A 14,138-nucleotide genomic window follows, 5' to 3' on the forward strand; every position below is an offset into this window, starting at 1 on the left:
CACCCGGCCCCTTTTCTTATTTTATCTTAATATGGCAGGTCCCCCCCTGTCAATCCTTATCTTTTATCTACATAGCTTTCCAGGTTTTTCCCCCTGTAGGCCCGAATCCCGCCAATCATGGTTTTTACCCTGTAGCCCTTATCCGCAAGCTCCCTGGCAGCCATAAGGCTTGCGCCTCCCCGCTCACAGTAAAGCACCAGAGTCTGATTCTTCAGAAACCGGACCCGTTCCTCAAGCTGTCCATAGGGAATACAGACTGCTCCCTTCAGATGGAGCCTTCTGAAATCCCGCGGTTCCCGTATATCGATAACGCTGTACCCTTCCCTGAACAGGAAGGCATCGATCTCCCGTGGAGAAATAGTTTCAAACTCCATATCCTCACCTGATTTTTTTGTTTTCCTGCCCTGCCCGACAGAGCCAGGTATAAGATATGATATGTATTTCAGCCTCATATGTGACAGGTTCCGCAGTGCGCCTGTACCGCAAAAAAAGAAAGCGGCGCACCTGCGCCGCCTTCTTTTTCCCGCTTAGTAGTTGCAGTTCTCAGACTCGTTCTTCGCGTTTTTGGAAGAATTCTTCGCGTTGGAAGAATTTTTCGCATTGGAAGAATTCTTCATATTGGAATTCTTGCTGGAATTGCTGTAATTCTTGCTGTCGCTGTTAGCATTGTTTGCATTGTTTGCCATAATGACTGCCTCCTGTATTGAAGATGTGTAACTTATTACAGTCATAGTATGGCACGCATCCCGCAAAATATTTTTCCATTTTTTGAAAGCTTATCAAAACAAACTCTTTCTTTTTTACTATGCCTCCGCATGGCGCTCCGGAGCTTTCATCGATTTCCGAAAATCATCTTAAGCAGCCAGACAATCAGGAGAACCGGAACCAGAACCGGAAGCACCCAGGACAGAATACCGCCTACAATCAGAACAATCAGAACCAGCGCCAGAATAATCACCGCTGTAATCAGAAGCCTTCCATACCAGGTATTAAAATTGAAGCGCTTATACTTGATATCCACACCTCCGTCGTCACGGAATTCCGCGTGAAACCCCTTTTCCCGTTCCGGCTCCTCATCTGCGCCGTACGCCTCATGGCTTCCGTAATCCTGCGCCTGCCAGCCCGCCTGTCCCTGGGTATCGATGATCGTTCTGGCAATCAGCCTTGGATCCCCCAGACTGTCCATCACCTCTTTCTCGCTTTTTCCCGCAGCTATCTCCTGAGAAATATAGGTATTGTAATAACATACATTCTCCTCCACCACAGAGGCAGGCACCTCTCCGGAAAGCACTGCCCGGAGCGTGCTTACGAATTCATTTCTGTCCATTCTTCCTTCCTTTCGAATATACTGCAGCGTCCGCAGAACGCATATCCGCCAGATAATGCCTATATCATAGCTTATCTGCTTTCAGCTTGTCAATATAGCCAATCGCTTCTGCTCATTTTCAACAGCTTCCATATGTATGATAAAAAATAAGAGAAACCCTGTCAAACTAAGGTTTCTCTTATTTTTCAACGTGGGCAAGAGGATTCGAACCCCCGACCTTTTGGTCCGTAGCCAAACGCTCTATCCAGCTGAGCTATGCCCACACATATGATTTTCTTTCAGTCCAAAACATCCTGTTTTTGACTGCCTGATTATAATAGCACATTCATTCACAGAAATCAAGAACTTTTTTCAAAAATATAAAACAGGCTGCTTTTTTTGCGTTTTACTCTATTTACGGCTTTTCTCCAGGAAATCCCCGGGCTGAAGCTTCCCGCTGCAGGCCGGGGACTTCCCTTACCATCTCAGGCTTTCTTTGTGTTCATCCTGAACCCGTCTGCTTCCAGGCATTTTCAGGATGCGCTGCCAAGTCTTTGAATTGTCAGCCCCACATCTGCATAAAGAAATCTTCCACCGCTTCCTGTCACCTGCAGCGCTGCCGGGACTGCCGTAATCTCAATCATTTGAGAAAATGACAGGTTTTCCATTCCTGATGCGGATTGGAATGTATACTGGGCTCCCGCCCCCGGCACAGCTGCTCCATTCTGCTGAAGATAAACGGACAACCCCATGGGAAAGGCAGAATTGCTGACCGGAGCAAAGGTGCCATGAAAAGCGGCATAATAAATTCCCGGCTGATTCACCGTAAAAACAGCAGAATTCGCCGTGTGCGAAATCACAGTTCCGGCTATCACTCCGTTTCTGTCAAATATCAGCCCCTGCCCATCGCTTCCTGCCTGCGCGGGCGTAGAATATGCAGACAGCGCTTCCCGTACCTCTGTTCCCGCCGGACCTGTCGCTCCTCTGGGACCCGTTGCTCCCGCCGGGCCTGTTGCTCCCGCCGGGCCTGTCGCTCCCGCCGGACCTGTCGCTCCCGCCGGACCTGTTGCTCCCGCCGGGCCTGTCGCTCCCGCCGGACCTGTCGCTCCCGCCGGACCTGTCGCTCCCGCCGGACCTGTCGCTCCCGCCGGGCCTGTCGCTCCCGCCGGACCTGTAGGCCCCGTAACTCCTTCCGGACAGGGCGGCGGGCAGGGACGGCCGCAGGAGCAGCCGCATCCCTTCTCCTGCCCGCAGGCACCCTGTTCACTGTTTCCCTGACGATGATTTTGAAACCAGAACATAAAATACATCCTTCTTTTTCATTTTCCTTTTATTATATGTTCCCGCATTCCTTCTGCTGTAAAAAATATGAGCATGCGCTTCCAGAAAGCTTCCATCGGGCTACGGCCGCCAGAGTTTCTTAAAATACTCCAGATTTTGAAGATAACAGGGGGAATCCGGCCGGAAACTGCCCGCCAGTCTGTTATATGTTTCCGCCTTATCCCATTCTCCCAGCCTGTCATAGCAGACACACAGAGAAATAGCCGGAAGGAAATCATAACATTCCTCCTGTATAAATGCCCCGCTGTCTCTTTCCGGTTTCAATCCCAGCGCCTGCTCATACCAGAATACCGCTTCCCGATATCTCCCTCTGTCCAGAAAATGTCTTCCCAAATCACAGCAGATTTCCCCTCTTGGCATATCATAGACAAAGCTCTGAAGCAGAGCCAAAAGCGCTTCCTCTTCCTGCCCCAGCCCATAGCAGCAGACGGCAAGCTGTCTTGCGGCATCTATCTTATTTTCTTTCCAGCCCTCCCTGTCCCGCAGAAAAGCCTGCAAAACCTGCCTGCCTTTCTCATACAGTCTGTGTGAGACCAGCTCTCTTCCATAATAATAAAGATCACGGGGAAGAAACTCTTCATTACGCTTCTCCATATCCTGGTAAATCCGCAGATTGCGAAATCTGTCTCCCTTCCTTTCCTTTCGGTGCTCAATCACTGCCGTTCCCTTCACCACGCTCCCGCTCAAAGCAACCGCTTCATGCACCCTGCCCTGAAACCGGAAGCCGGCAGCGTTTCTCATAATCCGTTCCCGGTAATACGTAATGGAGGGTCTTCCCATCTCGTCAAAACCGGTATGATAAGGCAGCAGGACCATATCTGCGCTGTCCGTCAGTTCCCTTTTCATATTCTGAAACTCTTCCCGCCCGGCCAGGCTCATTACATCGTCTGCGTCCAGCCACATGCAGTAAGCTTTTCCCGCTTTGTCAAAGGCAAAGTTTCTGGCTGCTGAAAAATCATCCCTCCAGACATAGTGATAAAGTTTCTTCGTATATCTGCCTGCGACTTCCCTGGTTCTGTCCGAGGAACCGGTATCCACAATTACGATTTCATCCACAAGCCCTTCCATACTCTCCAGACATCTGCCCAGAGTTTCCTCCTCATTTTTCACAATCATGCAGAGACTGATTTCTATCATTGACTGACTCTTTTCCTGTTTCATCCCTATATGATATGCAGCACAGAAATGTTTTACATAGAGGCAGCCTGGAACGCGTCCGCCTGGCTCACTGCCCGCGGGAATAAAAAAAGAGAATCTCTCACAAATGTAAGAAATTCTCAATATCTGCCGGCAACCGGAATCGAACCGGTACGGGAGATTAGTCCCGCAGGATTTTAAGTCCTGTGCGTCTGCCAGTTCCGCCATGCCGGCAAATGCGCCTGGCGCATAAGCGACCCGAATGGGACTCGAACCCACGACCTCCGCCGTGACAGGGCGGCGCTCTAACCAACTGAGCCATCGGGCCAAAAATAAAATGATAAGATAATAAAATAATAAATGAAAAAGTGGACCCACGGGGACTCGAACCCAGGACCGACCGGTTATGAGCCGGTTGCTCTAACCAACTGAGCTATGGGTCCAAAATGACTCCTACGGGAATCGAACCCGTGTTACCGCCGTGAAAGGGCGATGTCTTAACCGCTTGACCAAGGAGCCCTGTTCTCTTTTTGCCCCTTGGGGCCGTTATCTGCGCAGAGATAACCTGAACATTAGATATGCTATCACATTTTTTCCAATTTGGCAAGAGGGGATTTTCTATTTTTATCTGCAGATTTTCTGCCCCGAATCCCGAATCCTCTCAAGAAAAAATCCCCTCTGTTCACCCCCGCTCCGCGCCTGCTTCCCGGAGCATTCTCTGCTATGCCGCTTCCTGTCTGTCTTGCCGGCCGGCAGCATCTCCCTTTGTCTTCCGGACCACTCTTTCATGCATGACCGCCATCAACGCCAGGAGCCCCAGAAGATAAAACGGGAACAGACGAATAGCCACATGCTCCGCAATCAGCCCAAACAGCGGCGGCATCAGACAGGTTCCCACATAAGCGCTCGCCATCTGGACTCCAAAGACGGCCTGAGAGCGCTCCTTTCCAAAGTGTTCCGGCGTAGAGTGGAGAAGACAGGGGTAGATCGGCGCACAGCCAAGTCCTATGAGAATCAGGCCGAAAGGCGCCGCCGCACTGGTTCCCGCGATCGTCAGCGTGATAAATCCGAGAAAAATAATCCCCTGGCCAAGCCTCACCATACGGGTATCGTTAAGCGCCATAGTCAGAAAACCGCTGGCGAAACGGCCGGCTGTTACACCAAGGAAAAACCAGCTGGCAAACCGGGCAGCCGCTTCCGCGGAAATGCCGCAGTGCAGAACAAGATAGCTGCTCCCCCACAGACTTGTGGTCTGTTCCAGCGCGCAATAGCAGAAAAATGTCAGCATGGCTTCCTTTGCAGCCGGAAGCCTCAGGATTTCCGGCAGGCTTAAGGCCTTATCCCGGCCCGGCTTTTCCTGTACGGCCGGGCTTTTCTCCGGCCCGGAGGGAGTTTTCTTCTGCGCTGCCGCCTCTGCTTTTCCGTTTTTCCAGAGCGGCAGGCTCAGAAAAAGGATCACTGTCAGCGCTACCTGCAGAAAGCCAATATACCGGTACCCCATATTCCAGCCCTGTCCTCCTGTCATGGCAAAGGACAGAATATAGGGCCCTATGGAAGCGCCAATCCCCCACATACAATGAAGCCAGCTCATGTGGCGGCTGGCATAATGAAGCGCCACATAATTATTCAGGGACGCGTCCACGCTTCCCGCGCCCAGTCCATAGGGAACTGCCCACAGACAGAGCATCCAGAAAGAACTGCTGAATGAAAAACCAAACAGAGCCGCCGCGGTCACCGCCACGCTCAGGGCCGTCACCCTGCCCGTTCCCAGCTTTCTTGTAAGCCGGTCGCTCTGCAGGCTGGACACAATTGTGCCTGCCGAGATAATCATAAAAATAATGCTTGCGTAAGAAACCGGGACTCCAAACCCGCCATACATGGAAGGCCAGGCTGAGCCGAGCAGAGAATCGGGCAGTCCCAGGCTGATAAATGACAGATAGATAACAGCTAAAAGCAAATGAAACATTCTGGTATTCCTCCTCGTAAACTGGTATAATTATATCATCAGAAATCACTATCAGATAGAAGAAAACCATCTTTTTTCTATAATATTTCCACCAACAGGAGGAAACAGGCTTATGGCAATATCATTTTGCGCCGTACAGACAGATCCGCAGGGAAAAGAACTTACCGAGCATGGAACCTCCCTCTTCCCCGTCTCCTGTCATGATGAAGATCTGCGTTTAAGTCCGGTAGCATGGCACTGGCATGAAGACCTGGAGGTTCTCATTATCACAGAAGGAAACGCCCTTCTCAGTGCCGGATCGGACCGCTTTTCCCTCTCCCAAGGGCAGGGCTTTTTTATCAACGCCGGCATTCTCCATGCCGTCCGCGCCGCAGGAGACAGCTGCTGCCGTCTCCGCTCTCTGGTTTTTCACCCGAGGCTCATCGGAGGAAGCCTGGACAGTATTTTCTGGCAAAATTATGTCCATCCGCTTATTCAGAACGAGGCCCTGAAATATACTCCTCTGGACGGCTCTCTCTCCTGGCACCGGGAAGCCCTTCAAAATGTCAAAGATGCCTGGGAAGCCTGCTTTCTGGAGCCCCCCGGCTATGAGTTTCAGGTGCGTTCCTCCCTGTCACGCCTGCTCTTTCTCCTCTTTTCCCACAGGCCGGCAGACGCCTTCCCGCCTTCGGAAAAAGCGTTAAGAGACACCCGGAGAGCCAAGCAGATGCTGCAGTACATCCAGGAACATTTCCCCGAGGCGCTGACTGTCTCCCACATCGCCGCCAGCGCAGGTGTCAGTGAAAGTGAAGCGCTCCGCTGCTTCCGCGCCACCATCGGCGTCCCTCCTGTCCACTATCTGAGACAGTACCGCATCCGCCAGGCAGCTTCTCTCCTGATTTCAGACTCCCGAAGCGTCGCAGAAATCGGCGCTTTGTGCGGCTTTGAGGACGCCAGCTATTTTACGAAAATCTTTCGGGAGCAGAAAGGGTGCACTCCCTCCGAATACCGGCGGAGATACCGCTGACAGCCTGCGCGGTTCTGTTCTCAAGTCCTGTCCCTGCGTCTTAAAAGGGCAGATGTCTGAAACCGGCCTGAGCGGCAGCTGCCGCTCCATATACGGGAAAAATTCTCTCCGCCTTCGTTGACAGCTTTCCTGTCGGAATGGTAAAATGGAGGCAAGACGTGAACATAGATTCACAAGGCGAACCCTACATCTGCGCCGGCACCGGATTTCCCAAAACCGGAAGCGGCGCTTCCATGAGCCAGCAGAACAGGAGGAAAAGGTATGGCATACAATGGATTTGCAATCGACAAGTATCTGAACGCGGCAGAAGTCACCAGACAGCTGGATGAGCTGATCAAAAAACCGGTTTATTCCGTGCGTCCGGATAAGCTGAAAATGTACGAGGAAGAATATTTCGAAAAAAAGTGCAGTAAGTCCAAGGCAATGATCACCGAGGCAAAGAAGGTCATTCCCGGAGGCGTACAGCACAATCTGGCTTTCAATTACCCGTTCCCCATCGTTATTGAAAAGGCGGAAGGCGCCAGGCTCTACGACATCGACGGGAACTGCTACTATGACCTGCTGCAGGCAGGCGGACCCACCATTCTCGGAAGCAACATGCCGGAAGTGCGGGAAAAGGTCATCGAGCTTCTGAATACCTGCGGCCCTTCCACCGGCCTGTTTCACGAGTATGAATACAAGCTGGCAAAGAAGATCACGGAGATGGTTCCCTCTGTCCAGAAGTTCCGTATGCTGGGCTCCGGAACCGAGGCCTGCATGGTCGCGGCCAGAATCGCCCGGCTGAAAACGAAAAAGAAAAACATTCTGAAGATGGGCGGCGCCTACCATGGCTGGTCCGACCAGCTGGCCTACGGCATCCGTGTACCCGGAACAAAGGGCCTGATGTCCAAAGGCGTTCCGAACTTTGTATTTAAGCATACCAATGAATTTTTCCCGGGTGATCTGGATGATCTGGAACGGAAGCTGAAAATGAACGAGCTCACAGGCGGCACAGCGGCCATCTATATCGAGCCGGTAGGACCGGAAAGCGGCACCCGTCCCGTATCCAAAAAATTCATCAAAGGTGCTGAATGGCTGGCCCACAAATATGGAGCGCTTCTCGTCTTCGATGAAGTGGTAACCGGATTCCGTATCGGACCGGGCGGAGCCCAGAGCTATTTCGGCGTAGATCCGGATCTGACTATCTTCGGAAAGATCATCGCCGGCGGCTATCCGGGAGCAGGCGGAGTCGGCGGCCATGAGGACTGCATGGCTTATCTGGGAGCAGGTCTTGATTCCTCCGGAAAGAAGGTTTCCAAAGCCATGTGCGGCGGCACCCTGGCTGCGACTCCTATTTCCTGTGTAGCAGGTTACTACACACTCTGTGAGATTGAGCGGACGAATGCCTGCGAAAAAGCAGGACGCATGGGCGACCGTCTGACAAAGGGCCTTCAGAAGCTGATCAAAAAATACGACCTGCCCTTCGTGGCCTTCAACCAGGGTTCCATCTGCCACCTGGACAGCGTAGGAACCATGCATTTCATTGTAGACTGGTCAAAACCCTGGACGATTCCCCACGTGCTGAAAGAAACCGGAATCCGTCAGAAAGAGATGGAGCATATCGGCGCCGCTTATATGGCAGAGGGCATCGTCACTCTGGCCGGCTCCAGACTCTACACCAGCGCCGCTTACACGGAGGAAATGATCGACGACGTGCTCTCCCGCTTTGACCGCGTATTTGCAAACTGCGGAAGAATCGACGTATAAGGAGGTTCAGACCTATGGCCTATAAAGAGACAGAAGCCAGAGAACTCATAATCTCCGCCGTGCACAGACTGACGGAGGCCGGCCTTGTGGCCCGTACCTGGGGCAACGTAAGCGCCCGGGTATCTGAGGAACAATTTGTCATTACACCCAGCGGCCTGGGCTATGAGCATATGCAGCCGGAGGATCTGGTTCTTGTAAATATTTCCGATTTAAGTTATGAGGGAGAGCGTAAGCCCTCCAGCGAAAAGGGCATCCATGCGGATGCCTACCGGCTGAGGCCGGAGGTAAACTTCGTGATTCACACCCACCAGGACAAAGCCTCCGTCTACGGTATCCGCGGCTGGGCCTTAAGCGGCTTTTCCGACCCCGTCCTTGGAAAACGGGTTCCCTGCGCCGCCTACGGGCTTCCTTCCACGGATAAGCTCCGCCAGGCAGTGGCGGACCAGCTTTCCTCCAATCCATCCGCCCAGGCCATTCTCATGCGCGGCCACGGCGCGCTCTGTCTCGGGACAGACTGTGACACCGCTTTCCAGGCTGCCGAAGCCCTGGAAAGAATCTGCGCAGAGCGGATCGGCGCGGTACTGGACGAGGAACTTAAGATGTACACAGAGCAGCGCGCCCTCTGGCCCATGCCAGACTACGGCAGAAGCCAGCGCAGCGGCCATTATTTTAAACTGAAGACCGGCTCTGTCACCCGCATCTACGATCTGCGGCTTGTTCCGGAGGATTCTGACCGTCCGGCTGCCGTCCACGCAGCCATTTACCGGCGCAGCGGCGCCCGGTTTATTCTGCATGTACGCTCCGCCTCCACTATGGCTATGAGTATCCTGGGCAAAACCGTCTATCCCTATCTGGATGATCTGGCCCAGATCGCCGGACCGGACATCCGCTGCGCAAGGCACTGGGAGAATCGGCGGCAGCCCGCGGCCATCGCGAAAGCGCTCACAGGCCGGAACGCTGCGCTTCTGGAAGACTGCGGCGGCTTCTGTACCGGAAAAACAGCTGATGATGTGGCCGCGGCCGCCCTTCTTCTGGAAAAAGGCTGTGAAGCCGCTCTGTACGCAAAGCTTCTGAGCGACTGCGAGCCGCTGAATCCTGTGGACGCCCGGCTGCAGAGACTGATTTATCAGACCAAATACTCCCGAAAAAAGGAAGGGCAGGCACAGTCCCGGGAAGCTTCCGGTCAAGAGGAGGATGAGATTTGCTGAAACGCCTGACTGAAGAAAAACTGGAGGAGATTCTGGAGGCCGGCATTACAGAATTCGGCGAGCAGGGCTTTGAGAAAACCAGTATGAGCAGGGTTGCGGGACGGGCCGGAATCAGCGTCGGCGTACTCTATAAATATTACGGAGACAAAGATGGATTTTTTCTGGCCTGCGTGAAAAAAAGCATGCAGGAGCTGGAACGCACCCTGTCTGAAACCACCAGCCGGGAGGAAAAGCTTCTGCAGTACGCGGAGCGCCTGATTCAGGCGCTCCAGCAGCACTGCCGGGAACATCCCAGCCATATCCGTATGTACCACGAACTGACCTGCGGAAGCGCCGCGCGCTTTGTTCCCGCCCTGACTCAGGAGATCGAATCCTTGAGCGCCCGTCTATACACCAGTATGACAGAACGTGCCCAGCGGGAAGGAAAAATACGCCGGGACGCCGATCCAGGGCTCTTCGCTTTTTTCTTTGACAATCTGCTGATGATGCTGCAGTTTACCTACTGCTGCGATTACTACAGAGAACGTTTCCGCATCTACTGCGGAGCAGAACCCGAAGACATGAATTCATCGATAAGAAAGGAAATGCTGAAATTTCTGGAGTCTGCATTTACTTTTGAAGAACAGGACAAGTGATTTGATTCAGCCTGTACTGAATCGCCGGAGGGATATGATATACATTTACATACAGGGGGAATGAAATATGACATATGTGCTTGCTTACGACATTGGAACCACAGGCGTAAAAACCTGTCTTTTTGAGATCGGCAGCAGCATCACTCTGCTGGCCGGAGAGAGTGAAGGATACAATCTCTACATTTTAGAAGACGGAGGAGCCGAACAGGACGCCGATGAATGGTGGACTGCCATGTGCTGCACCACAGAAAGACTTCTTAAAAGAACAGGCACCGCCCCGGAGCAGATAGCCGGAATCTCCTTCTGCTCCCAGATGCAGGGACTTGTGCTGACAGACGAAAACGGCGTTCCCGTCCACCGTCCCATGAGCTATATGGACCAGCGGGCCGTGGAAGAAATCCGGAAAGGTATCGCCTACGGCATCCAAATTGCCGGGGCTAACATCTTCAAGCTTCTGAAAAGCCTGCGGATCACCGGAGCTGTCTCCACAAGCGTCAAGGACCCCATGTGGAAATACAAATGGATAGAAGCCCATGAGCCGGAAAATTTTGCCCGCGCCCACAAATGGCTGGATGTAAAAGAGTATCTGATACACCGCTGTACGGGCCGTTTTGTGATGACTGAAGATTCCGCCTTCGCCACGCTGCTCTACGATACCAGAAAACATATGTGGAGTGAGCCCTTATGCAGAACCTTCGGCATCCGCATGGAACATCTTCCGGAAATCATCTCTTCTTCCGAACAGGCAGGCGTCCTGACCGAACAGGCCGCGTCTGAACTGGGGCTTGTCCCGGGCACGCCCGTCTTCGGCGGAGGCGGAGACGCTTCCCTCATCGGCGTGGGCTCCGGCTGCACACGCGTGGGAGACACTCATATCTACTGCGGCACCTCCGGCTGGGTCAGCACCGTGACCGACCGGCAGCTGGTGGACGTATCCGCCATGATCGCGGCCATCGTCGGCGCCCAGCGCAGCCGCTACAACTACTTTGCGGAAATGGAGACAGCCGGAAAATGTCTGGAATGGGTCCGGGATCATCTCGCTCTGGATGAAATCGGCATTTATCTGGAAAAGAAGGACATCTCGGAAGGTCCCGAGGCCGTCGCCCGCAGCCTGTACGATTATATGACAGAGACTGTGAAAAATGCTCCCGCAGGTTCCGGAGGCGTCATCTTCACTCCATGGCTTCATGGCAACCGCTGTCCCTTTGAAGACCCCGCAGCCGCCGGCATGTTCTTCGGCATCCGCCTGGAGACCGGAAAGACAGAGCTTATCCGCGCGGTTCTGGAGGGTATCTGCTATCACCTGCGCTGGATGCTGGAATGTCAGGCCCGAAAGATAAGCGTCTCCGACACCATCCGCTTCGTGGGGGGAGGCGCCCTTTCCCCTGTCACCTCACAGATTCTGGCCGATATCACGGGACATCCGATTGAGGTGGTAGAAAGTCCGCAGAATGTGGGCTCCGTAGGCGCCGCGGCTGTGGCAGCCGTCGGTCTGGGCCTGATTCCCGACCTGGACAGGATACGGGACTTCATCCCCATCCACAGCCGCTATGCGCCGAATCCGGCAGAACATGCCCTCTACAATCATTCCTATGAAATTTTCAAGAAGCTGTACGCAGCCAATAAAGACAACTTCCGGCTCCTGCGCCGAAGAGGGGAGGCTCACGCATGAAGCATAAAGAACTGCTCCGCACCCTGAAATTCGTACTGTTTTCCATTTCAGCAGGGCTCATCGAAATCATTGCTTTCTCCCTGCTGAACGAACTGACCGGCTGGAGCTACTGGCCCTGTTACCTGATAGCCCTGATCCTGTCGGTTCTCTGGAACTTCACACTAAACCGCCGGTACACCTTCCAGTCCGCCAGCAACGTGCCCGTGGCCATGCTGAAGGTCTTCGCCTTCTACTGCGTGTTCACCCCGGTCTCCACCATTGCGGGCAGCTATCTGGCCGATACACTCCACTGGAACGAATATCTGGTAACTGCGCTGAACATGGTCTGCAACCTGACTCTGGAATTCCTGTACGACCGTTTCTATGTCTTCCGGGATTCCATCGATACGAGAGAAACGCAGAAAAAAGAGAACGAATGTTGATTTCTCGTTCCCTTACACCGCTATGACGGTTCTTTAACAGTCAATCCATTTTGGTCATTCCTATATTAAGACTGAATGGCAGGGGCAAAACTGAAAGCTCCCATCCATTCAGTCTTTTCTTTATAGCCATTCTTATAATTCCTTCAGATATTCCAGCACAGGCTCAATATACTTTCTGTTAGAAATGTCATAAGAAGAAGAAATCCATCTTATCATCTCTTTCTCTGCTTCTGTCTTCTCCTTTTTCGCCTTCAGCGCTTTCATAAACACCTTCATCATAAACTTCGACTTCATCCCCATCTTCTCATAGCAAAAGCCGCCTGGGCAGTAAAATACCCTGACTCCTGCAAATTCCGGTCCTCCAAAATTCTGCTTCAGGAAATCCTGGACCTCCGGATTATCCGCCGGACTTGCTCCGACGCAAAAAACCGCAAGCTTTTTATCCTTCCATTTGTCCATATTGCTTTTAAACCAGCCGAACTTGCTGAGACTTCCGGCGCACACCCAGCTCCCAAACACAACTGCTTCATACCCGGACAAATCTTTTTCCCTGGCTTCTGACAATTCAAAACAATCCGCTTTTACCGCCTCCGCTGTCCACTGAGCATAGCGTTTCGTAAAACCTGTCTGTGAATGATAAATGACTGCCGTTTTCATCTATTTTTCCCTCTCCTCTTCTCTTATGCTCCTCTGCAGATTTTCTATTCCTGCGTACAGCCTCATCAAAAGCCGGAAAAACTGCTCCAATTCTTTTTCCGTATACACCTCAAAAAGATATTTCAATTCTTTCTGATACACAGAAAACTCCTCTTGAAAATATTCCTCTGCTTTCTTCGCAGGACAGATGCACATAGCTCTTGCGTCAGAGGAACTCTGCTGAATCGTAATAAATCCCTTTTTCTCCAGTGCGTCCGCCAGCTTCTTTATATTCTGGCGGGAACAGCCCAGAATATCACCCAGCTGCGTAAACGTCAGCTGCTCTGGCAACTGTCTGACTATCGACAGCAGCATAAACTGCTTCAAGGATATCTCCGGGATATGATTGTCAAAAACAGTCTGCAGCCTGTTTCCAGCAATGAACAGAGTGCTGAATACTGCTTTCTCCTGATTTTCCCTGGTATCAGAAAACCGCGTAATCAGTTCCTGTATTCTTAAATCTTTCATATCTGTTTTCTGAAATTCTGCTTTCTCCTGCCTGTTTCTGTCCGGATACTGTTTCTGCTCTTAAACAGACAGCAGCCGGCCGTTTGGCAGTTGATTAGGTAACTAGTTTCCTATTTTAGAATAGCAGGATTGCTTTAATCTGTCAATAAAAAGAGAAGCAACACTTTACCATATTGTACATAAAAACTATGAGCCGCAACCCACAATAAAAAGACCTGCAAGCATTCTGCTCACAGGTCTCTCTCCTCTGAAGCTCCCCGAGTAGGGCTCGAACCTACAACCCCACGGTTAACAGCCGTGTGCTCTACCATTGAGCTATCGAGGATTATCTGGCATAAGTTCTTCCCTTATACCTTCAAAACTATATACTGTCAATCCATTTTTAAGACTTTTTTCTATCCTATGACGCTTTGCAAAGTGCTTTCGCTTTCTTCGCTTTTTGGTCAAGCCCTCGACCTATTAGTAACAGTCAGCTCCACACGTTACCGTGCTTCCACCTCTGCCCTATCTACCTTGTCGTCTTCAAGGGGTCTTA

General features: G+C 52.2%; 14 protein-coding genes, 6 tRNA genes and 1 rRNA gene. 6 read left to right on the plus strand and 15 right to left on the minus strand.

Annotation, left to right across the window (positions count from 1 at the left end):
* Nucleotides 1–56: 56 nt before the first annotated feature.
* From B5E77_RS06750 to B5E77_RS06795, 11 genes are all read right to left on the minus strand, one after another.
* Nucleotides 57–374, minus strand: a complete 318-nt coding sequence (locus B5E77_RS06750) for a rhodanese-like domain-containing protein (RefSeq protein ID WP_087164626.1) — start codon at nt 372–374, stop codon at nt 57–59.
* Between the two features lie 153 nt (nt 375–527).
* Complete coding sequence (locus B5E77_RS17065; protein ID WP_204248024.1) at nt 528–686, minus strand: hypothetical protein; 159 nt, start codon at nt 684–686, stop codon at nt 528–530.
* Between the two features lie 146 nt (nt 687–832).
* The gene (locus B5E77_RS06755; RefSeq protein WP_087164604.1) at nt 833–1,327 is read right to left on the minus strand and encodes a DUF1700 domain-containing protein; all 495 of its coding nucleotides are present in this window, start codon (nt 1,325–1,327) and stop codon (nt 833–835) included.
* Nucleotides 1,328–1,516: 189 nt separating this feature from the next.
* Nucleotides 1,517–1,590, minus strand: a tRNA-Arg gene (locus B5E77_RS06760).
* 249 nt (nt 1,591–1,839) lie between these two features.
* Nucleotides 1,840–2,607 (minus strand): complement C1q tumor necrosis factor-related protein, encoded by a 768-nt coding sequence (locus tag B5E77_RS17070; protein ID WP_242963648.1) that lies wholly within the window; start codon nt 2,605–2,607, stop codon nt 1,840–1,842.
* 100 nt (nt 2,608–2,707) lie between these two features.
* Nucleotides 2,708–3,784, minus strand: a complete 1,077-nt coding sequence (locus B5E77_RS06770) for a tetratricopeptide repeat-containing glycosyltransferase family 2 protein (RefSeq protein ID WP_162609665.1) — start codon at nt 3,782–3,784, stop codon at nt 2,708–2,710.
* A gap of 148 nt (nt 3,785–3,932) precedes the next feature.
* Nucleotides 3,933–4,018 (minus strand) — tRNA-Leu (locus B5E77_RS06775).
* Between the two features lie 20 nt (nt 4,019–4,038).
* Nucleotides 4,039–4,112, minus strand: a tRNA-Asp gene (locus B5E77_RS06780).
* 41 nt (nt 4,113–4,153) lie between these two features.
* Nucleotides 4,154–4,227 (minus strand) — tRNA-Ile (locus B5E77_RS06785).
* Nucleotides 4,228–4,231: 4 nt separating this feature from the next.
* Nucleotides 4,232–4,303, minus strand: a tRNA-Glu gene (locus tag B5E77_RS06790).
* Between the two features lie 202 nt (nt 4,304–4,505).
* Nucleotides 4,506–5,750 carry an MFS transporter gene (locus B5E77_RS06795; protein WP_087164606.1) on the minus strand — a complete coding sequence of 415 codons (1,245 nt, stop codon included), beginning with the start codon at nt 5,748–5,750 and terminating at the stop codon, nt 4,506–4,508.
* 112 nt (nt 5,751–5,862) lie between these two features.
* Here B5E77_RS06795 and B5E77_RS06800 point away from each other — a divergent pair, with 112 nt between their 5' ends.
* The 6 genes from B5E77_RS06800 to B5E77_RS06825 all read left to right on the plus strand — a co-directional run bounded on the left by B5E77_RS06800 (nt 5,863) and on the right by B5E77_RS06825 (nt 12,439).
* Nucleotides 5,863–6,756: a helix-turn-helix domain-containing protein gene (locus B5E77_RS06800; protein WP_087164607.1), complete on the plus strand. Its 894-nt coding sequence runs from the start codon at nt 5,863–5,865 to the stop codon at nt 6,754–6,756.
* Nucleotides 6,757–7,017: 261 nt separating this feature from the next.
* Nucleotides 7,018–8,502, plus strand: coding sequence for an aspartate aminotransferase family protein (locus B5E77_RS06805; protein WP_087164608.1), 1,485 nt, complete (start codon nt 7,018–7,020; stop codon nt 8,500–8,502).
* A gap of 14 nt (nt 8,503–8,516) precedes the next feature.
* The gene (locus B5E77_RS06810; protein ID WP_087164609.1) at nt 8,517–9,710 is read left to right on the plus strand and encodes a class II aldolase/adducin family protein; all 1,194 of its coding nucleotides are present in this window, start codon (nt 8,517–8,519) and stop codon (nt 9,708–9,710) included.
* Nucleotides 9,704–10,345: a TetR/AcrR family transcriptional regulator gene (locus B5E77_RS06815; RefSeq protein WP_087164610.1), complete on the plus strand. Its 642-nt coding sequence runs from the start codon at nt 9,704–9,706 to the stop codon at nt 10,343–10,345. Before B5E77_RS06810 ends, B5E77_RS06815 begins: the two co-directional genes overlap by 7 nt.
* A 67-nt stretch (nt 10,346–10,412) precedes the next feature.
* Nucleotides 10,413–12,017, plus strand: coding sequence for a xylulokinase (locus B5E77_RS06820; protein WP_087164611.1), 1,605 nt, complete (start codon nt 10,413–10,415; stop codon nt 12,015–12,017).
* On the plus strand, nt 12,014–12,439 hold the full coding sequence (locus B5E77_RS06825; protein ID WP_087164612.1) for a GtrA family protein: 426 nt from the start codon (nt 12,014–12,016) through the stop codon (nt 12,437–12,439). Before B5E77_RS06820 ends, B5E77_RS06825 begins: the two co-directional genes overlap by 4 nt.
* 132 nt (nt 12,440–12,571) lie before the next feature.
* Here B5E77_RS06825 and B5E77_RS06830 read toward each other — a convergent pair whose 3' ends face one another.
* From B5E77_RS06830 to B5E77_RS06845, 4 genes are all read right to left on the minus strand, one after another.
* Nucleotides 12,572–13,096: a flavodoxin domain-containing protein gene (locus B5E77_RS06830; RefSeq protein WP_087164613.1), complete on the minus strand. Its 525-nt coding sequence runs from the start codon at nt 13,094–13,096 to the stop codon at nt 12,572–12,574.
* Nucleotides 13,097–13,603: a MarR family winged helix-turn-helix transcriptional regulator gene (locus B5E77_RS06835; protein WP_087164614.1), complete on the minus strand. Its 507-nt coding sequence runs from the start codon at nt 13,601–13,603 to the stop codon at nt 13,097–13,099.
* Nucleotides 13,604–13,856: 253 nt separating this feature from the next.
* A tRNA-Asn gene (locus tag B5E77_RS06840) sits at nt 13,857–13,928 on the minus strand.
* Between the two features lie 114 nt (nt 13,929–14,042).
* A 23S ribosomal RNA gene (locus B5E77_RS06845) occupies nt 14,043–14,138 on the minus strand; the annotation flags it as partial.

This window comes from Lachnoclostridium sp. An131 (assembly GCF_002160825.1).
In the GTDB taxonomy this organism is placed as follows: domain Bacteria; phylum Bacillota; class Clostridia; order Lachnospirales; family Lachnospiraceae; genus Laedolimicola.

Coding starts and splice junctions, on each gene's coding strand:
- B5E77_RS06750 (WP_087164626.1), bottom strand. CDS start 374: ATGGAGTTTGAAACTATTTCTCCACGGGAGATCGATGCCTTCCTGTTC.
- B5E77_RS17065 (WP_204248024.1), bottom strand. CDS start 686: ATGGCAAACAATGCAAACAATGCTAACAGCGACAGCAAGAATTACAGC.
- B5E77_RS06755 (WP_087164604.1), bottom strand. CDS start 1,327: ATGGACAGAAATGAATTCGTAAGCACGCTCCGGGCAGTGCTTTCCGGA.
- B5E77_RS17070 (WP_242963648.1), bottom strand. CDS start 2,607: ATGTTCTGGTTTCAAAATCATCGTCAGGGAAACAGTGAACAGGGTGCC.
- B5E77_RS06770 (WP_162609665.1), bottom strand. CDS start 3,784: ATGATAGAAATCAGTCTCTGCATGATTGTGAAAAATGAGGAGGAAACT.
- B5E77_RS06795 (WP_087164606.1), bottom strand. CDS start 5,750: ATGTTTCATTTGCTTTTAGCTGTTATCTATCTGTCATTTATCAGCCTG.
- B5E77_RS06800 (WP_087164607.1), top strand. CDS start 5,863: ATGGCAATATCATTTTGCGCCGTACAGACAGATCCGCAGGGAAAAGAA.
- B5E77_RS06805 (WP_087164608.1), top strand. CDS start 7,018: ATGGCATACAATGGATTTGCAATCGACAAGTATCTGAACGCGGCAGAA.
- B5E77_RS06810 (WP_087164609.1), top strand. CDS start 8,517: ATGGCCTATAAAGAGACAGAAGCCAGAGAACTCATAATCTCCGCCGTG.
- B5E77_RS06820 (WP_087164611.1), top strand. CDS start 10,413: ATGACATATGTGCTTGCTTACGACATTGGAACCACAGGCGTAAAAACC.
- B5E77_RS06825 (WP_087164612.1), top strand. CDS start 12,014: ATGAAGCATAAAGAACTGCTCCGCACCCTGAAATTCGTACTGTTTTCC.
- B5E77_RS06830 (WP_087164613.1), bottom strand. CDS start 13,096: ATGAAAACGGCAGTCATTTATCATTCACAGACAGGTTTTACGAAACGC.
- B5E77_RS06835 (WP_087164614.1), bottom strand. CDS start 13,603: ATGAAAGATTTAAGAATACAGGAACTGATTACGCGGTTTTCTGATACC.